The sequence below is a fragment of the Streptomyces sp. NPDC102514 genome, assembly GCF_055584525.1.
The window spans coordinates 15,777-34,052 of sequence record NZ_JBVJLW010000025.1 but is presented as its reverse complement, the minus strand read 5'-3'; the positions used below and the strand labels follow the sequence as shown (position 1 = coordinate 34,052).

Below are 18,276 nucleotides of genomic sequence, written 5' to 3'. Positions count from 1 at the left end.
GATCTCCTTGCGTGGTAAGGGTGTTGCCGGGTCGCACCGGGAGGGACGAGGCGGGGGAGCGGCCCCTCACATGCCCCAGCGCAGACCCGCGGTACGCACCGGCGCGTCCCACAGCCGCAACAGGTCCTCGTCGACCTGGCACAGGGTCACCGACGCGCCGGCCATGTCGAGTGAGGTGACGTAGTTCCCGACGAGGATGCGGGCCACCGGGACCCCGCGGTCGGCCAGGATGCGCTGCACCTCCGCGTTGAAGCCGTACAGCTCCAGCAGAGGGGTGGAGCCCATGCCGTTCACCAGGACCAGGACGGGGTTGCGCGGGTTCATGTCCTCCAGGATGGCGTTCACCGAGAAGTCGGCGATCTCCCGCGAGGTCATCATGGCCCGCCGCTCCCGGCCGGGCTCGCCGTGGATCCCGACGCCCAGCTCCAGTTCCCCCGGGGGCAGGTCGAAGGTGGGGCTGCCCTTGGCGGGCGTGGAGCAGGCGCTGAGCGCGACACCGAAGCTGCGCGAGTTCTCGTTGACCTGGCGGGCCAGTGCCTCGACGCGCTCCAGCGGCCGGCCCTCCTCGGCGGCGGCGCCCGCGATCTTCTCCACGAACAGGGTCGCGCCGGTGCCGCGGCGGCCGGCCGTGTAAAGACTGTCGGTGACCGCCACGTCGTCGTCGACGAGCACCTTGGCGATCTGGATGCCCTCGTCCTCGGCCAGCTCCGCGGCCATGTCGAAGTTGAGGACGTCACCGGTGTAGTTCTTCACGATGAACAGCACTCCGGCACCGCTGTCCACGGCCGCAGCGGCCCGTACCATCTGGTCCGGAACCGGACTGGTGAACACCTCGCCCGGACAGGCGGCGGACAGCATCCCGGGACCCACGAATCCGCCGTGCAGCGGCTCGTGCCCGGACCCGCCGCCCGACACGAGCCCCACGTTCCCGGCCACCGGCGCGTCCCGCCGCACGATCACCCGGTTCTCGACATCCACGGTCAGCTCGGGATGCGCGGCGGCCATACCCCGCAACGCGTCCGCGACAACGGTCTCCGCGACGTTGATGAGCATTTTCATGGGTACCTCCTGGGAGCCTTGCAGGCGGGTGTACGACCTGCGTTCTTGCTGTTCAAAGGGCGTGATGCGGGTTCTCGATCTTGACGGTCCGTAGCGGCTGGAAGCGGGTTGTGACGGTACTGACGCTGACCCAATACTGACTGCACTGACGGCCCGTCGGTACTTCTGTGCGGCTGGACGAGGGGCAGCAGCGGTGCTGTCATCCGCAGTATCGACCTTGCGGCAGCGAAGGGCACGTGTGTGGCTGCGTGAGCGGGGTCGGCTCGACGGGGGCAGTGAGGGGACTTCGTCATGAAGCTGCCTACCCAGAGGCACTGACCTGCGTGACGCCATGTCCCGGGTAAGGGCCCCTTACGGGCATCGGCGGGCTTCCGGAGGGAAGGCGGTGGATGCCTGTTCAGGTCTTTCCTATTCGTTGGCCGGGAGCGCTTCATGCTTGAGATCAAACGGGAACGCGCCTTCGGACGCACCTACCAGGTCTTCTCGGAGGGTGTGCCGGTCGCGCGATGGTCCGCCCGCGCCTGGAGGTCGGGCGGTCACGTCGAGCTGGCGGGCGAGGTCTTCGAGCTGCGCTCTTCCAACTGGGGACGCTCCTTCCACATGCTCGCGGGCGAAGCGGGAGGACCGGTCCGAGCCGAGGCGCACCGGTCCGGCCGGCGGTGGTACATCACTGACGGGGAGACTGAGTACGAGCTGACCCGCCCGTCGGCCCTGCGCGGCAAGCGGCGGCTGGTCCGGGGCAAGAGCGTCCTCGGCGAATTCCGGCGTGGCCGGTTCGGCAGCGGGCTGATGGCCGACCTCACCGATGTGCCGCTCCCTCTTCAGGTCTTCGCGGGCTTGGTGGTCCTGTCGCTGCAGCAGCGACAGGACGCGGCCGCTGCGGCGTCCAGCGGCTGATCGGAGTAGGCAGGAGGGGAACTCGGCACGCCGGTGTCCGCGCCGCGTTCTTGCAGGGTCAGTACGGTGACCGCAGGGCATGGCCAGGCGTTCGGTGGCGCTGCCGTCGGCCTTTCCAGCGATCGGGCGCCACCCCGACCAGCTCAGTTCAACTCAGTCATCCGAGCCCGCATCACCGCAACCCGCGGGGCCGTCCGCGCCCGCGACAACCGGCGAACGACGGCCCGTTCGGCCTCGTCACGCCCCGGACCTTGCACACTCGCCCGTCCACCACCGAACCGCCTTCACGGTAAGGACACTTCCGACCTCCCGGCGCCGGTGGTCGCTACGATCTGCGGCGTGTGCGCAAACATTGTGGTCGCCGAAGACGACGCGAAGCAGGCCGAACTGGTGCGCCGCTACCTGGAGCACGAGGGGCACGCCGTCACGGTCGTCGAGGACGGCCGGACGGCTCTCGAGACGGTCCGGCACCAGGAACCCGACCTGGTCGTCCTCGACGTGATGATGCCAAGGGCCGACGGTCTCGACGTCGTACGGATCCTGCGCGCCGAACGCCGGGAGGTGCCGGTGCTGATGCTGACGGCCCGCAGCACCGAGGACGATCTGCTGCTCGGCCTCGACCTCGGCGCCGACGACTACATGACCAAGCCGTTCAGTCCGCGTGAACTCACCGCCCGGGTAAGGACGTTGCTCCGCCGCAACCGGCGCGGCCCCGACCCGGCTCCGGCGACCGTGCTCGCCCCCGCTCCCGCCTCGGGGCCCGAAGCGGCCCCGGACGACGAGGTGTTGACGGTCGGCGTGCTCAGGGTCGATCCCTCGCGGCACGAGGTGTCGGTCGCGGGGGCGCCCGTCGAGTGCACGCCCGGTGAGTTCCGTCTCCTCGCGGCGATGGCGGCCGAGCCCGGCCGGGTCTTCACCAGGGCACGGCTCCTCGACGAACTGCACGGCTTCGACAAGTACATCAGCGGCCGGACCGTCGACATGCACGTCATGAACCTGCGCAAGAAGATCGAGCGCGTCCCACGACGGCCGGCCCGCCTCATCACCGTCTTCGGCGTCGGCTACAAACTCATGGACCCCGCGAAGAACGTGCGCCATGCGTCGTCCTGACAGGGGAGGTGCGGTGGGGGCCGCCCGGCTGCCGCTGCGCAAGAGCCTGGCGGGGCGGCTGTTGACCGTGACGGCGCTGGTGGCCTCGTGCTCGGTCGCCGCGACCGCCTGGCTGGCCGTGCAGACGACCTCCGTCGCGATCCGCCAGGAGCAGGGGCAGAACCTCAAGTCCGACGCGAAGATCTACGACACCCTCCTCGGCTACGCGGCCACCCACCCCGACTGGGACGGCGTCGACACCACCGTGCGAGATCTGGCTGTGGAGTCCGGGCGCCGGATCGTGCTCACCACGCCGGGCCGACGCCCGTTCGTGGACTCGGCCGACTCGCGCTCAGCGGGCGGCGGTTCGTCCGACGATCTGCTCGCTCAGCAGGCCTCGGCGGTCGTGGATCCACGCTCCGTCGACACCGTGCTGGTGCCCGACGATGCCAGGGCCGGCGCCGACCGCGTCGATCCACGGGCCGTGGGGCCCTTCCGGCTGCCCGCGAAGGAACACGACGCACTGCGGAAGGCCTCCGCCGGGAGGGTGGAGTGCCTCAGCCGGATGGGTATCGCCGCCGACGTCGTCGAGAGCCCGGGCGGACGGCCCCGCGTCCAGTTCGTGAGCGACGAGACCGAGGCGGGGACCGGCAGCGTCACCGACCGTGACATGGAGGCCAAGTGCTTTGCGTCCTACCCGGTCGGTCCCACCGCGACCGAGCGGAAGGCCCTGAGCGCCCTCAACCAACTGGCTGACGCCTGTCTGAAACGACAGGGTCGCACCGCCGTGAAACTGAACCTGGACCTGTCCTGGGACCGGAGTTACGCATACGGGCGGGACGACGCGGTCTCCGGCGCCGAGGACGGCCTCAGCGATCGGGAGGCGAAGGCCCTGGCCGCCAAGAAGGCGGAGGACGCCGCGACGGCCGAACGCAAAGCGGCTTCCGGCGACGCACTCGACTACGCCCCCGCCGAGATCCGCGACAGCGCGTACGACCGGGCCGTGGCCAGCTGTGTCGAAAGCGCTCGCCGGGAACAGCTCACGGGCTATGTCGCCGAGCCCGCACTCCTGTTCATCGACGGCCCGGGTGCCGCCGGCGTGCCTGGCTTCGACCTCTCCCGCGCCAACACCGCACGCATCGCCGGTGTCACCGCCCTGGTCCTCGCCCTCACAGTGGGCGCCTCGGTGCTCGCCGGAGCCAGGCTCGTACGCCCGTTGCACGCGCTCACCGGCGCCGCCCAGCGCATGCGGGAGGGCCTGCACGCGACGCCGGTGCCCGTGCCCGTCGTCTCCGACAACGAGATCGGACGGCTGACGGCGGCCTTCAACGACATGGCCGCGCACCGGGCCCGCCTGGAGGAGCAGCGCAAGGTGATGGTCAGCGATGTCGCCCATGAGCTGCGAACGCCGCTGAGCAACATCCGGGGCTGGCTGGAGGCGGCCCACGACGGACTGGCCGTGCCGGACCCCGCGTTCGTCTCCTCGCTCCTGGAGGAGGCGGTGCAGCTCCAGCACCTCATCAACGACCTCCAGGACCTGGGTGCGGCCGACGCGGGCGCCCTGCGGCTGCACCGGAAACCGGTACGGATCGACGAGCTGCTCGGCCAGGTCGCCGCCCCGCACCAGGGGCTGGCCGAGACGGCGGGCGTCACCCTCACGGTCCTGACACCGCCGCTGGGCACCCCTCACCCACCGCTCCTGGACGCCGACCCCGTACGGCTGCGGCAGGCCGTCAGCAATCTGCTCTCCAACGCGGTGCGCCACACCCCGGCCGGCGGCACGGTGACCCTGCGCCGGTACGTCACCGACCCGGGGGACGAGCTCGCCGTGGAGGTGTCCGACACCGGCAGTGGCATTGCGGCGGGCGACCTCCCGTACGTGTTCGACCGTTTCTGGCGGGCGGAGAAGTCCCGCAATCGCAGCACCGGCGGCAGCGGCCTCGGCCTGGCGATCGTCCTCAAGCTCGCCGAGGCCCACGGCGGCACGGTGGACGTGGCGAGCACGGAGGGGGAGGGGGCCACCTTCACCCTGCGGCTGCCGACAGCCGGGTCACGGAAGCCGGAGGGCACCGGTCGACCCTGATGGGATGACGACAGCGCTCTGACAGTTTCCTCACAAGCGGCCGTCAGGGTGAAGCCATGCCCGGAACCTGGTGCGGATCGGCAACCAGGAACGACCAAGCCGGGCTGGAACTGGAGCCCTCACATGTCCCGCCGTCTCACCCTGCGCCCGCTGCGTATCGCTGTCCTGACCGGCGTCGCGGCCGGCGCGCTGCTCGTCCCGGCCAACGCGGCCTTCGCCACCGATCCGACCCCGACGCCGGGCGCGACCGACTCGACCCCGGCCGACAAGGAGGCCCTGGCGAAGAAGAAGGCCGAGGACGCCAGGACGCTCAAGGAGGCCGAGGCCCGGAAGGCCGCCGAAGCCCGGAAGGCCGGAGGCAAGGACTACCCGCGTGGCGGTGTCGCCGCGGGCGAGGCCCCCGCCCAGGACGACAACACCGGCACGCTCATCGGTTCGGCCACCGGCGCGCTGCTGCTCGCGGGCGCCGGCACCTACGTACTGCGCCGCCGCACCACTGCCCGCCGCGAAGGCTGACCCGACAGCACGACCTCTCGTACGAAACGGTGGCGCCGCCCTTCACCAGGCGGCGCCCTGTGCGTTCCGGCGAACCCTCGCACCCTGTTCTGGAGCCCGAGTTGCCCCCTGCACACCGTCCGGCCCTGTCCCGGGCCCGCCTCGCGACCCTCACCCTGTTGACCCTCGTCACCCTGCTCACCGGCTGTTCGTCCGGCCCCGAACCGACGGTCCGGGTCGCCCCGACCGCCCCCGCCGCGTCGGGTGCTCCGAAGTCCGGGCGGCCTGCGGCCGACGCTCCGGCGGCCCCTGCCGAGGTGGCCGTCCCCTCCGTGGGGATCACCAGTTCGCTGATGGAGTTGGGCCTCAACACGGACCGGACGGTCCAGGTCCCGCCGGCCGAGGAGGGGATGACCGCGGGCTGGTACACGGGCGGTGCGGTGCCCGGTGAGATCGGCGCGGCCGTCATCATCGGCCACAACGACACCCGCTTCGGCGAGGCCGTCTTCCACGACCTGAAGAAGATCAAGGAGGGTGCGGACATCACCGTCACCGACAAGACGGGAAAAGCCCTCCACTTCACCGTCACGGCCACGGAGAGCGTCGCCAAGAACGCCTTCCCGACGGAGAAGGTCTACGGGCCGACCCAGGAACGTGCTCTACGGCTCATCACGTGCGACGGCGACTTCGACGCGCAGGGGCACCCTGTCGACAACCTCATCGTGTACGCGACAGCGAGCTGAGGTCCGTAGGCGTGTCCGTTTCGCCCTGTCGTCACGGGTGACGTCCGCAGCTCGATCGTCAGCGGCCGGTTCCAGGAGCGCGCCGCTGACCGGTAGGTACGCGTCAGTCACGGCGCGGCGATGCGCCGCGACCGCCCGGAGGCCGTCACCGCTCTCGCCTGCACAGGTCCGGGGTGTTCGCTGGTGGGGTGGGGGTGCCGGTTGAGGTTGTGGAGGATCTTGGCGCGCAGTGGGGCTGTGCCCGGGAGGCTGATCTCGTCGGTGATGGCCAGGGCCTGGGTCCAGGCGTAGTGGGCGGCAGCGCGGTCGGCTGCGGCGTGGTGGGTGTCGCCGAGGTCGGTGAGGCTGGTGGCTTCGTGGTAACGGTCGTCGGTCTTGCGGTACAGATCGATGGCCTGCCGGTGGGAGTCGATGGCGTGCCCGTACTGGCCGAGGTGGTGGTGGATGTAGCCGAGGCTGCTCCAGGTGTAGGCCTGGCCGTTGATATTTCCGATCTCCTCGACCAGTGCGAGGGCCTGCCAACCGTAGGAGAGTGCCGCCTGGCGGTGGTCCCCGAGCCTGACGTGGTATCGGCCGATGTCGTCCAGGGCGATGGCTTGTCCAAGCATGTTGTGCGCGGCCTTGTAGTGCGTGGATGCCTGGTGGGCGTGACCGAGTGCTTCCCGGTGGTGACCCCGGTCCGAGGACAGCCTGCCGAGATGTTTGTGGATGCGAGCCTGACCGTTGTGGTCGCCGAGTTCCTTGAACAGCTCCATCGCGAGCTCGTAGTGGGCGCGGGCTTCGTCGAGATGGTCCAGCCGGGTCCGGACAAGCGCGAGACCGTGGTGGGAGTTGGCCTGCCCGGCCTTGTCGTTCGCGCGCTGTGCGGCGTTCAGGGCGGTCGTGTGGGCGGCGGCCAGCGCAGGCCAGCGTCCCTGCCTGCTGAGGGAGGTGGCGACGGCCGTGGCCAGTCGCCAGGTGTGGGTCTCAAACCCTGCGGGGGCCTGCTCGATGGCGGCGAGGATGACGGGGTTCTCGGCGGTGAACCAGGCCAGCGCCTCCCGGCGATCGCGCAGTTCCTCAGGAGCAGCTCTCGGTTGAGCTGGGGCCAGGCTGATCGGAATCTGCCTGCGGGGGGTCAGCAGCGCGTCGGCGGCGTGGGCGGTGTGCAGATAGTGGTCGAGCATCCGGTGGGCCGCCGCACGCCGGGTGGCATCGTTGTCCTGCGTGGTGACCAGTTCGGTGGCGTAGATGCGGAGCAGGTCGTGGAGGGCGTACCGGCCCGGGGTGTGCTCGGTGAGCAGGTTGCCGCGGGTCAGCTCGGTCACCAGGGTGCTGGTGCGGGCGGGTGGCAGACCGGCCAGGGCGGCGACCGCGGGCAGCGCGGTGTCCGGTCCGGGGTGCAGGCCCAGCAGCCGGAACAGCCGGGCCGCGTCGGGGCTCAGCGCTCGGTAGGACCAGGTGAACACCGCCCGTACCTGGGTGGCCGGGTCCCCGCCGTCCAGGGCGTTCAGACGAGTGCCGGCCTCCCGTAGCTCTCCTGCGAGCACGGCGAGCGGCAGATGGAGCTGGTCGTCGGCGCGGGCGGCGACGATCGCCAGCGCCAGGGGCAGTCCGGCGCACCGGGTGACGATCTCGTCGACGGCGGCGGGTTCGGCGGCCGTGCGGTGGGGGCCGAGGCGGCCTGCCAGCAGGTCCCGGGCCTGGCCGGGGTTGAGCAGGTCGACGGACAGCAGGTGGGCGCCCTCGGTCGCGGCCAGACCGGTGAGGCGGTTGCGGCTTGTGACCAGGGCCAGGCAGCCGGGGGGCGCCGGGCAGCAGCGGGCGGACCTGTTCGGCGTCGCGGGCGTTGTCCAGCACTACCAGCACCCGTCGGCCGGCCAGCAGGCTCCGGTACAGGCCCGTCTGTGCTTCCAGGCCGTTCGGGATGCGGGCCGGGGGCACCCCCAAGGCGTCCAGGAACCCCCGGACCGCCTCGGCCGGGTCCGTGATCGAACTGCCGGGGACGAATCCGCGCAGGTTCACATACAGCTGCCCGTCGGGGAAGGCTTCCCGTACCCGGTGAGCCCAGTGCACGGCCAAGGCGGTCTTGCCCACCCCCGCGGTGCCCGACACCGCCGAGATGACCACTGCGGCAGACCGCACTGGACCGGCCCCGGCCGCGGCGGGCAGGAGATGGTCGAGCTGCGCGAGTTCGCCGTCGCGTCCGGTGAAGGCCGCGACGGACAGCGGCAGTTGCGCTGGGGGCGGGCTCGGCTGCGCCGGTGCTCCCGGCTGCGGGACGGCGGTGGGGGCGGTGTCCTGGCGCAGGACAGCGGTCTGGATCTCCTGTAGCGCCGGCCCGGGGTCGATACCCAGCTCCCGGGCCAGCCGGTCGCGGGTGCGGTGGTAATGGTCCAGGGCTTCGGCGGAACGGCCGTTGCGGTGCAGCGCGAGCATCAATTGACCGGCCAGACGTTCGTCCAGCGGGTGCGCCGCGGCGCGGGCCGACAGCTCGGGCAGCAGCGCGATGTGCTGACCCAGCCGTAATCGCAGGTCGCCAAGGTCCAGTTGGGCCGCCAGCCGTTCCTGGACCAGGGCGTCGCGCAGCGCGTTCAGCCAGGGAGTGTCCAGGGCGGCGAAGGGCTCCGCGCGCCACAGCCGCAGGCCTTGCTCGAACAGGGCCGCGGCGCGGATGTCGTCGTCGGCGGCGCGGGCCTGTGCGGCCAGGCGGCGGAAGGAGTGCATGTCCACGGCCACAGTGCCGGCTGTGGCCAGCACGTAGCCGCCCGGCTGCCGGGCGATGACCGCCTCGCCGGTGGCGGCCAGGGCCTGTCTCAGCCGGGAGAGGTAACCGCGCAAGGTAGCGCGAGCCTGCCGCGGAGGATGGTCCCCCCAGACGCGGTCGATCAGTTGATCGACCGTCACCGGATGGTCGATGTCCACCAGCAGAACCGCCAGTACACCCCGCTGGCGGGCATGGCCCAACCCCACGGGCCGGCCGTCGATGCTGCCCTCGACGCTGCCCAGCACCCTGAATTCCACCGTCATCCCGACCGCACTCCCTCAGAAGCCGGATACCGCACACCCGTTCTTACCGGGCCCGGATGGTCGATACAACGTTTGTCCAACGTTTGTCCCTGACCGGCCTGCCACCTTGGTCCGAGGCAGCAAGAGCTCCCGAGGAACCATCCCCGTCGGCCGCCGACCCATCGGCGTCCGCACGGTTTCCGTCCCGGACCGGCGGAGAAACACCGACCCGCTTCCACCGGGACACAGCCGAGCAGAAACATTCGTCGAAGGAGAGTCCTGAGATCATGCGTTTTCTTCTGCGTAAGAGACTCGGCGGTTCAGCCGCCGCGGTACTTCTGGCCGTCGCCGGTCTGGCCGCCACCGCACCGAGCGCGAACGCTCAGCCGGTGCCGGCTGCGTCCGCGTTCACTCCCATCAAGAACGTCGGCAATGGCCTGTGCCTCCAGCCCGCGGGCGGTTCCACGCAAGAGTTTGCGGCGATCGTGCAAGAGACTTGTGTGTCCGGAAGTACCGCACAAGGCTGGAGCTCCACGGAGGTCGGCACCAACCACTACCGCTTCCTGAACCAGCGCAGCGGCTACTGCTTCGACGCCTTCGACGGTGCCTTCGACGGAGGGCGCCTCCTGCAGGGCACCTGCGCACGGATCAGCAACGAGGAATTCAACACCGGCACGGCACTGCCTGACGTCGTGGCACTGGAGTCCAGGGTCGGCTTCCGTGACACCGGCTTCTGCATCGACGTGCCGGAAAGCCAGAACACCCGAGGACTGGCCATGCAGATCTGGGGCTGCAACGGGACCCTCGCGCAACGCTGGATCGTCGGCTTCTAGCCCGGAAGTAGCCTGGAAGACCGATGAAAACGCTGGGCACTGGTCCCGCCGCCCGCGCGGCGGGACCGGACTCGTTTCGTGGCGCTGGGGGCATACGACGCCGGTCTCGGAACGGGGTGCGCCGGCGCGCGGATCGTACAACGACCCGCAGCCGGGGAAACGCCCGAGTCCGGCGAACAGGGCCACGCTGTCGTCGACTTCCACGGTCCGCCTCCGTGGATGTCCAGCAGCAGGCCGTCCAGCGGCCCGGCGGCCAGTTCGGCGTACGTCTGGTCCGGAGCGCGCCAAGGTTGAGGGCAGCTCGCCGGGCTACACCTCGACGGCTTCCACGCCGGTGGCCTCGTCGCCTTCGAGCTGGGTCTTCCGGTCGTTGGTGCTGCCCTTGCCATACCTGACACAAGGATCAACTCTCTTCAGTCGCTATCTATCCCGGCGGCTGGTTTGTGGCGCGTGCTGCTCGTCCGAGCCTCGCCAAACTCCCAGGTGGAAGCCCTGCCACAGGTCCCTGCCGTCCCGTCGGCGGCAAGGCCCGCCGCGTCTTCCGGTTCCCCACGGGAGGTGTTCGGCTGGCCGGCGCCGGTATGACTTGGGAGTCTGCAAGCAGGCCGGTGTCATCAAGGCCGATCTCGATCTCGGCGGCGCTGTCTGCACCTCATTCGCTTGCATTCGGAGCCAAGCGCGGGATCCCGTTGTAGGCGCCGATGTCGTGAGCCGGGACTATGTGTATGAGGTCGTCGAGGGCGATCATTCGCAGCAGCCCCTCACGCACGGAGGTGTGATCCTGGTCGGCGAACTTCCGCATCAGCCAGGGTCGTTCGACCCGGCGGCGGATGCCGTCAAGCTGCCAGGTCAGATCGCCGACGAACGCATGGCGTTTGCCGAAGGGCTGGGTCACGAAGACGATCACCGAGCCGGCTGTGTGGCCGGCGGCGAGCACGATGACCACGGAGCCGTCGCCGTGCACGTCGTGGCTGGCCGGGAAGCCGAGGTAGGGGCCACTGGCGAAGCCGTAGGAGTGGATTTCGTGGTCCTGGGACACGTGTCGGAAGACCTTGCTGTCCGGTTCGTCCGCAGCGTGTCGTCGCTCGGCCGCGTTCAACCAGACCGGCGTTCCATGAAGGCTGTCGAGGCCACTCGTGTGGTCCCAGTGCGTGTGTGTCGGCACCACGCCGATCAGTCTGCCGCGGTCGTAGCCGACTGCGTCGAGCTGCTCGGCAGCTGTCTGGGCCGCCTCATGGGGAGAGCGCATGTACCAGGGAAGCATCGCGATGTGCCGCGCCAGGTCGGCGCCGAAGCCCGCGTCGATCAGCAGGTCGCCGCTCGGGTGCCGCACCAGGATCGCGGACGCGGCGAACGGGCGCCTGTCTCGGAATGATCCGCCTTGGATGGCGAGCGCGGCCCGAGTCTCGTAGGTACCAGTGGGTAGGTGATAGACGCCCATGCTGGCGGGCGGGTTCGCCTCTGGCAGCGGCCTCGTCCAAGCGGCGGGAATGTCAAGAGGAGGCATGGAAGGCTCACATTCGGTTAAATGATGGGACCCCGGTCCCGTCATCGTAGCGCATGATGGGTCCAGGGTCCCATCACTTATGATGGCCCCATGGGTAGATGGGAACCAGGCACTCGCGAACGACTGCAGGACGCTGCCCTGGAACTGTTCGAGTACGGCTACGACAACACCACCGCCGCACAGATCGCCCAGCGGGCTGGGACATCGAAGAGCACCTTTTTCCGCCACTTCACTGACAAACGTGAAGTGCTCTTCGCCGGCACGGGCGAGATCACCGACCGAGCCGTTGCTGCGATCGCCGGACTGTCGCCTGGAATCACGGCCTTCGACCTCGTCAACGAAGTCCTGCGGGCGATCATCGAGGTCTTTGACCCGGCCAAGCGCGCCTGGTACGGGCGGCGCCAGGCGATCGTCGACCTCAACCCCGAACTACGGGAGCGTGACCTGCTCAAACGGCAGTCCCAGAACGAGGCGATCACCACGGCCCTGCGCGAGAAGGGCCTGGACGGCCTTTCCTTGGATCTTGTCGTCGCCCTGATCGGGCTGGCCTCCCACGCGACCTACACCCGCTGGATCGAAGGCTCCGACGATCAAGATGTTGCCGCCCTGGCCACCGACGTACTCGCCGAACTTCGCACTACCACAACCGCCTTGATTCCCGCAGCCGCGACAGCTGGGCCGACTTCTTCAGGCGCGGGTGCGAGGCCTCCCGTATCGCCATGAGGCCACCGGTTCATGTCACCTCGGAGGGCTTGTTCTAGGTGGCCCCAGGCAGCGTCTTCATGTGATCTCTAGTGGTGGACCAAGAGCCAAGGGTGCGCTGGACGGGATCGTGGGAACCGGCATGGTATCGGCCCTGCAACGGCAGCTTGTTGCCACCGATGGCTACAAAGGCCCGAAGCCGCCGACCGGCGCTGGCCGCGCTTCGCGCCGCACGCCCGGCAGTTGGGCTTTACCTCGGTGGTCGCCGCTCCGCTGCAATGGCAGGGCCAGGTGATCGGAGCTCTCAACTTTTTCCGGCACCGTTCGGGCGCGCTGGACGGCGGCCAGTTGCGTCTGGCGCAGACGCTGGCGAACATCGCCGCCCTCGGCATCGACCAGCAACGAGCCGTATACGAGCATTCGAACGTTCACGCAGATCCGGGATGCTGTGGACTCCAGGGTCGTCATCGAGCAGGCCACGGGCCACCTGGCCCAGCGTCACCGCATAAGCATGAACACGGTGTTCGACAAAGTGAGTCTCCACGCCCTCCGGCACAGACTCGAACTCGCCGTAGTGGCCCGCGAGGTCCTGGACGACACCGCCGTGCTCGCGCTGGAGGGTCCCGAGCACTGAAGTGCCGCCCGGCCACCCTCGCCATGGGGGAATGGGGTGTTGTGATGCCGGTACCGGATCCGACGGTCACCTGCCGGTACCGGATTCGACGGTCACCTCGCTGCTGCGCGTTCTGGACGCGCACCGCGGCCGCGGTCTGCCCCCGCTGCCCCTGGCGGATCCATCCCGGACCTTAGGCCTGGACGGGCTGGCCTTCCTGCTGGTCCCCGTCGGCGGGCCCGGTCGTCTGGTGCAGTCCTTCGGTGAACGCACCGCCGCCCTGGAGGACCTGCAGCTGACTCAGGGGCAGGGCCCCGCCCCGGACGCGGCCCGGCACGGGGCCGCGGCCCTTGTCCCCGACCTGGTCGCCCTCGATTCGGCCCGCTGGCCCGGCCTGCCCCCTCCGGCTCTGGACCTTGGTGTGCACGCGATGTTCGCGTTTCCGCTGGGAATCGGCCTCATCACCGCCGGTGTCCTCACCGGCCACCGCACCCCCCCGGCCCACTGAGTCACGGCCGCCTCACCACCACCCTCATCTGGGCCGACCACCTCACCCAGCACCTCATCACCCAAGCCGCCGGACCAGCCGCCCCGACCAACTCACCCGCCGACTGCACCTGAACACCGAAAACCCTTGCATCGCATACTTTGGCCGTACTTTCGCCTCAACGCAGTCTCCGCTTCTGCCGATGCCCGCGCGTCACTTCACGGGGCATCATTCTACCCGTCGGGACGTGTCAGACTTTGATTCCGAACAGTTTTTCTGCATTTCGGTACGCAATTTTTTCCTTGGCATCGCGCGACAAAGCGACTCCCCGGAACCAATCGGTTTGAGTTTTCATATCCGCGAACGGGTAGTCGGTTGCGAACATCACTCGGTCCACACTTATGTGTTTCAGCAGGAGATCGAGCAGTTCCGTCTGAGGGAACGCGCTGGTCGTGAACCAGAAATTGTCGTGGAAATACTGCTCGAACGGCTTGTCCAGGCTCTTCTTGGTTACTTCGCTCATCTTCTCCACGACGCGTTCGTAGAAGAACGGAAGACCCTCTCCCATATGGCCGATGATAATCTGGAGCTTGGGATGCCTGTCGAATACTCCTGAGGTGACCATTCGGAGGCACTGGGTGACGACTTCCTGATGCCAGCCATATGCAGAGATGCTGAGAACCTGGTCTTGGAACTCTTTCTGATATTCCGGCCGCATATTGCTGTAGTAGATGTCGAAAACCTCTTCAGGCGGCAGGCCCGGATGGATGTATATCGGCACATCGAGGGTTTCGGCGCGCGCCAGCAGGGGCTCGAAGTCGGGATGATCGAGGAATTTCGTCCCGATGATCCCATTGGTCAGACATCCCAGGAAGCCATCTTCCCGAACTGTGCGTTCCAGTTCGTCTGCCGAGGCCTCGGGATTCTGCAGAGGCAAGGTTGCAAATGCTTTGAACCGCCCCGGGTAGGTGGCCATCGGTCCATCGACGAGCAGCTTGTTGAGACGATACGCAAAATCGATGCCCTTTTGACCTTTCACATTCTGCACGCCTGGCGTGTGTGCGGAGAGGATTTGAACGTTGAGCCCCGCCTTGTCCATTGCGCCGATGCGGCGCGGGCCGAGCTCGGCAAGACCAGTATCCTCAAGAAACAGCCTGTCGTTCAGTACCATCAATTCATGGGTGGAAAAGGTCTCTTCCGTGCCGATGAAGGGCAGGTCCTGGTCTCGCTGTGAAAAATTCGTAGTCTCGTCGTCCGCTGCCACGTGGGAGGCGATGGCATGCGTGGACAAGCCGGCACCGATGCCAAGTGCTGCCGTACCGGCTAGGAAGCCGCGGCGTCCCGTCGTGAGGCGCTTCACAGGGTTTGCGTTGGACTTCATGTCAGTTTCTCCTCGGGTGTTTGTGTAGTGCGGTATCCGGGCGGCATCCGTCTGCAAGCCGCGACGGGTTACCTCGCTTATCCGGATTCCTACTTCCTACCGAGCGAACCTGAGACGAACGTTAATGCCGCCGCTCAGGCCGGTTGGCGAACCAGGTGCCCAGCGCACGCACCGGCGTGGTGGCGTCGAGGACCTGCCCGGTGGGCACGGGCAAGGCGACACAGCCGTCGGGCCGGATCAGCAAGGCATCGACGTCCACCCGGTCCGTGCGGGCGGTGACGGTGTTGACCCGTCAGGTCCACGCAGCCGCGGCGTCGCGGACCTCAGCCCGGTCGACGAGGTCCAGCAGGAGTCCGCAGCCAGGTGCAGGCGACGTGAGGTCAGAAACCGCAGGCCGACCGCAATGTCGTCGCCGCGGTGAACCGGCTGAAGGGCACATCGCCTGCGCGCCTGATCCGCAATGACGAAGGCATCCTTCGAGGCCGTCTTCCCATCGCCCCGGTAGGATTCGGAGGAGTGATGGACGGTGCGGTTGGGGATGTAGAGGACCTTCTGCCCGTGGTCGGTCAGCAGCGCTGACAGCAGGGCAGCCCCGCCGGCGTTGAGGTCGATCGCCTACGTCACCGGCTCACCGCCGCTCAACACCCACACATGGCTGAGCAGTTCGAGCCATGCATTCTCTGCGTTGACCACACGCTGCGACAGATCCCGCGCGGGGCATCGCGGGATGCCGGGTGGCCAATCGTTGGAAGCCACCACTGGGCTGGAGACACACAGCCACACCCAGCATCCCCGGGTCTTCCGAGCCTACGAGTGACCGGAGTCAGCCCACAACAACGTGAGGGGACATGACCCTCAACTACCTGGCATTTCTCGGACTTTCCGCCGCCCTCTGCCGCTACCAGTGCCTCGCCCGACTCATCACGTAGGGCACGATCTTGGGCATTCGGAAGAGCACGGCCCGCGGGCACCACAGCGGCGACGCTCTAATCCTGGCCTCAGGTTGATCGGGGACAATGAGCGGAACAAGTATCGACTAGAGGGGGCGGGCCGGCGTGCGGATCATGATCGCGGATGACGAGGTGGCCATCCGTGAGTCGCTGGAGCGGGTGCTTCAGGTCGAGGGTTATGACACCAGCACCGTCGCCAACGGTTTCGCCGTGCTCGACGGGGTCGGTGGCGACGCGCCGGATCTGCTGCTCCTCGACGTGATGATGCCCCGCCTCGGCGGGTTGGAGACCTGCCGGCGGTTGCGGGCCGCGGGCCGGGATCTGCCGGTGCTGATGCTGACTGCCCGCGACCAGGTCTCCGACCGGGTCGCTGGACTGGACGCAGGCGCCGACGACTACCTGCCCAAACCGTTCGCCACCGAGGAGTTACTGGCCCGGGTGCGGGCCCTGCTGCGTCGGCGCATGCCGACCGACGACGAGTCGCAGATCCTGTCGTTCGCCGACGTCCGGCTCGATCCCGACAGGTTCGAGGCGTGGCGGGGCGCGCGACCGCTGCGCCTGACCCGCACCGAGTTCTCCCTGCTGCAGGTCCTCGTGAGCAACGCGACCCGGGTCGTGACCCGCGACGCGCTGTTCGGGGCGATCTGGGGTTTCGGCATGAGCTCCACCGCCAACAACCTCCAGGTGTACGTGAGTTACCTGCGCCGCAAGATGGAAGCCGAGGGTGAGCCGCGATTGATCTACACGCTGCGCGGCCTGGGATACACGTTGCGGGAGACACCTCCGTGAGCAGGCACGTCGGCCGGGAACCGCGTCGGCTGACCCGATGGTGGCGCCGGTGGTCCCTGCGGGCCAGGCTGACGGTGATCGCGGCGACGGCCATCGCGGTCAGCGTGTTCGTGGCCTTCCAGGTGGCCAGCCAGCTACTGGACTGGGAGCTGAAGGACACCGCCGAGAACCAACTGCGCGCCGACTCCCGCGTCCTGGCGGCGAACGCGGAGCGTACCGGTCTGGCGCAGGTCCAGCTACCGCCGTATCCCGGATCCGGTCGGCTGGTGCGGGTCATCCTGTCCGACGGCTCGATCCGGACACCGGCCGGCCAACCCTCGCTGCCCCCGGTCAGCGAGGGCGCCGGGCGTGTGGCGCAGGGTGCGTCGGCCGACCTGATGGAGTCGAACGACAGCGACGAGGACGGCTACGTCATCTACACGCTGCGGGCGGCCGAGGGCGCGGTCCAGGTGGCCCACGTCGTCGACGACAGCCCGATCAACCAGTTCGGGTTCGGCATGCTGCTGATCGGGCTGCTCTGCGTGGTCGGCGGAGCCCTGGTCGGGCGGACCGTGGCGCGGACCGGGCTGGCACCGCTCGACCGGCTGACCGCCGCCGCGGTACATGTCGCGCACACCAGGGATCTCGACGCCGACATCCCGGATGAGGGCGGTGGGGAGATCCGGCGGCTGATCCAGTCGATCAACGACATGCTCGCCGCGCTCCGGGACTCCCGGCGGGCCCAGCGGCTGCTCGCCGAGGACGCCGCCCACGAGCTCAAGACCCCGCTCACCAGCCTGCGCCTCAACGTCGAGCTGCTGATCCGGCTCGATCGGCGCGGCACCCTGGACAGCGCGCTGCCGACGGAGAGCCGGACCCGGCTGCTCAATGATCTCGGCGCTCAGGTGGCCGAGTTGAGCACCCTTGCCGCCGAGCTGACCGACCTGGCGCGCGGTGACGTCAGCGACGAGAGCACCGAGGTGCTCGACCTCGCCGACGTGGTGGTGGCCGCCGCGACCCGGGCGGGTTCCCGCGTGCCCGACATCGAGATGGCACTCGACGTGACGTCTGTGTGGGTGAGCGGGCGTCCCGCTGCGCTTGAGCGGGCGGTGCTCAACCTCATCGACAACGCCGGCAAATGGTCCCCCGAGGACCAGCCGGTCCAGGTCCGGCTCAGGGCCGAGGGCGCGTCGGCGGTGCTGGAGGTCGACGACGCCGGGCCGGGTATCGACGCCGTCGACGTACCGCGGGTGTTCGACCGGTTCTACCGTGCCGACAGCGCCCGGGCGTTGCCGGGATCCGGTCTGGGGCTGTCGATCGTGCAGCGGGTGGTCGACGCGCACGGCGGCCGGGCCACCGTCGCCCGCTCCGCACGCGGTGGCGCGCTGCTTCGGGTCGACCTTCCGGCCGCGGCCCCGCCCGCCTCGCCCGCCCCGGTCGCGCGCCGCGCCGCCGGGGAGGACACCGCGATGCGCTGACCTCATCCCCGGCGGCGCGGCGCGGGGCAAAGGGCGGCGGCCCTCGGGCATGGCCGCCCCGCGCGGCTCACCGTAGGAGTAGGACACCGCGATGCGCCGACCCCAACCCCGGCGTGTGGCGCAGGACCAAAGGGCGGCGACCGTCGGGCCCATGAAAAATCCGGGACGGGCCAGGGGCCCCGTCCCGGATCTCGTCCGTGCCG

General features: G+C 69.0%; 16 protein-coding genes and 4 pseudogenes. 13 read left to right on the top strand and 7 right to left on the bottom strand.

Translation table 11 applies throughout. The features are described 5' to 3' along the window. Positions 1-66: 66 nt before the first annotated feature. Positions 67-1,059, bottom strand: a complete 993-nt coding sequence (gene dhaK, locus ACZ60E_RS41055; RefSeq protein ID WP_469447277.1) for a dihydroxyacetone kinase subunit DhaK — start codon at positions 1,057-1,059, stop codon at positions 67-69. A 432-nt stretch (positions 1,060-1,491) separates the two neighbouring features. Between dhaK and ACZ60E_RS41050 the strand changes: the two genes are divergently transcribed. The 5 genes from ACZ60E_RS41050 to ACZ60E_RS41030 all read left to right on the top strand — a co-directional run bounded on the left by ACZ60E_RS41050 (position 1,492) and on the right by ACZ60E_RS41030 (position 6,366). Then, positions 1,492-1,956 (top strand): hypothetical protein, encoded by a 465-nt coding sequence (locus ACZ60E_RS41050; protein ID WP_384809704.1) that lies wholly within the window; start codon positions 1,492-1,494, stop codon positions 1,954-1,956. Between the two features lie 339 nt (positions 1,957-2,295). Then, positions 2,296-3,066, top strand: coding sequence for a response regulator transcription factor (locus tag ACZ60E_RS41045; RefSeq protein ID WP_469447276.1), 771 nt, complete (start codon positions 2,296-2,298; stop codon positions 3,064-3,066). Further along, entirely contained in the window at positions 3,053-5,128 is a 2,076-nt protein-coding gene (locus ACZ60E_RS41040) for a sensor histidine kinase (RefSeq protein WP_469447274.1), read from the top strand. Before ACZ60E_RS41045 ends, ACZ60E_RS41040 begins: the two co-directional genes overlap by 14 nt. Positions 5,129-5,251: 123 nt before the next feature. After that, positions 5,252-5,644 carry a hypothetical protein gene (locus ACZ60E_RS41035; protein WP_469447273.1) on the top strand — a complete coding sequence of 131 codons (393 nt, stop codon included), beginning with the start codon at positions 5,252-5,254 and terminating at the stop codon, positions 5,642-5,644. Positions 5,645-5,745: 101 nt separating this feature from the next. Beyond that, positions 5,746-6,366: a class F sortase gene (locus ACZ60E_RS41030; RefSeq protein ID WP_469447271.1), complete on the top strand. Its 621-nt coding sequence runs from the start codon at positions 5,746-5,748 to the stop codon at positions 6,364-6,366. Positions 6,367-6,473: 107 nt separating this feature from the next. Here the strand turns inward: ACZ60E_RS41030 and ACZ60E_RS41025 are convergent, their stop codons facing one another. Continuing rightward, complete coding sequence (locus ACZ60E_RS41025) at positions 6,474-7,895, bottom strand: tetratricopeptide repeat protein (protein ID WP_469447269.1); 1,422 nt, start codon at positions 7,893-7,895, stop codon at positions 6,474-6,476. A 625-nt stretch (positions 7,896-8,520) separates the two neighbouring features. Here ACZ60E_RS41025 and ACZ60E_RS41020 point away from each other — a divergent pair. Then, entirely contained in the window at positions 8,521-8,679 is a 159-nt protein-coding gene (locus ACZ60E_RS41020) for a hypothetical protein (protein ID WP_469447268.1), read from the top strand. Positions 8,680-8,712: 33 nt separating this feature from the next. Here the strand turns inward: ACZ60E_RS41020 and ACZ60E_RS41015 are convergent. Then, positions 8,713-9,375 (bottom strand): annotated as a pseudogene (locus ACZ60E_RS41015) (AfsR/SARP family transcriptional regulator); the annotation flags it as partial. Between the two features lie 266 nt (positions 9,376-9,641). Between ACZ60E_RS41015 and ACZ60E_RS41010 the strand changes: the two are divergent. Further along, positions 9,642-10,187: an RICIN domain-containing protein gene (locus ACZ60E_RS41010; protein ID WP_469447266.1), complete on the top strand. Its 546-nt coding sequence runs from the start codon at positions 9,642-9,644 to the stop codon at positions 10,185-10,187. A 652-nt stretch (positions 10,188-10,839) separates the two neighbouring features. Here ACZ60E_RS41010 and ACZ60E_RS41005 read toward each other — a convergent pair. Continuing rightward, positions 10,840-11,694 carry an MBL fold metallo-hydrolase gene (locus tag ACZ60E_RS41005; RefSeq protein ID WP_469447265.1) on the bottom strand — a complete coding sequence of 285 codons (855 nt, stop codon included), beginning with the start codon at positions 11,692-11,694 and terminating at the stop codon, positions 10,840-10,842. A gap of 90 nt (positions 11,695-11,784) precedes the next feature. Here ACZ60E_RS41005 and ACZ60E_RS41000 point away from each other — a divergent pair, with 90 nt between their 5' ends. From ACZ60E_RS41000 to ACZ60E_RS40985, 4 genes and pseudogenes are all read left to right on the top strand, one after another. Further along, positions 11,785-12,417, top strand: a complete 633-nt coding sequence (locus tag ACZ60E_RS41000; protein WP_469447263.1) for a TetR/AcrR family transcriptional regulator — start codon at positions 11,785-11,787, stop codon at positions 12,415-12,417. Positions 12,418-12,543: 126 nt separating this feature from the next. Continuing rightward, positions 12,544-12,735: pseudogene (locus tag ACZ60E_RS40995) on the top strand (GAF domain-containing protein); the annotation flags it as partial. A gap of 109 nt (positions 12,736-12,844) precedes the next feature. Then, entirely contained in the window at positions 12,845-13,030 is a 186-nt protein-coding gene (locus ACZ60E_RS40990) for an ANTAR domain-containing protein (protein WP_469447261.1), read from the top strand. A 31-nt stretch (positions 13,031-13,061) separates the two neighbouring features. Further along, entirely contained in the window at positions 13,062-13,517 is a 456-nt protein-coding gene (locus ACZ60E_RS40985) for a hypothetical protein (RefSeq protein ID WP_469447259.1), read from the top strand. Between the two features lie 229 nt (positions 13,518-13,746). Here the strand turns inward: ACZ60E_RS40985 and ACZ60E_RS40980 are convergent, their stop codons facing one another. The 3 genes and pseudogenes from ACZ60E_RS40980 to ACZ60E_RS40970 all read right to left on the bottom strand — a co-directional run. Then, the gene (locus ACZ60E_RS40980) at positions 13,747-14,877 is read right to left on the bottom strand and encodes an amidohydrolase family protein (protein WP_469447257.1); all 1,131 of its coding nucleotides are present in this window, start codon (positions 14,875-14,877) and stop codon (positions 13,747-13,749) included. Positions 14,878-14,998: 121 nt separating this feature from the next. Continuing rightward, positions 14,999-15,157 (bottom strand): annotated as a pseudogene (locus ACZ60E_RS40975) (hypothetical protein); the annotation flags it as partial. 71 nt (positions 15,158-15,228) lie between these two features. Next, positions 15,229-15,588: pseudogene (locus tag ACZ60E_RS40970) on the bottom strand (IS110 family transposase); the annotation flags it as partial. A gap of 344 nt (positions 15,589-15,932) precedes the next feature. Here ACZ60E_RS40970 and ACZ60E_RS40965 point away from each other — a divergent pair. Together ACZ60E_RS40965 and ACZ60E_RS40960 are read left to right on the top strand one after the other, a co-directional pair. Next, a complete protein-coding gene (locus ACZ60E_RS40965; RefSeq protein WP_384816595.1) occupies positions 15,933-16,616 on the top strand; it encodes a response regulator transcription factor in 684 nt (227 codons plus the stop codon). Continuing rightward, a complete protein-coding gene (locus ACZ60E_RS40960; RefSeq protein ID WP_469447255.1) occupies positions 16,613-18,073 on the top strand; it encodes a HAMP domain-containing sensor histidine kinase in 1,461 nt (486 codons plus the stop codon). The genes ACZ60E_RS40965 and ACZ60E_RS40960 overlap by 4 nt, the downstream gene beginning before the upstream one ends. Positions 18,074-18,276 lie beyond the last annotated feature (203 nt).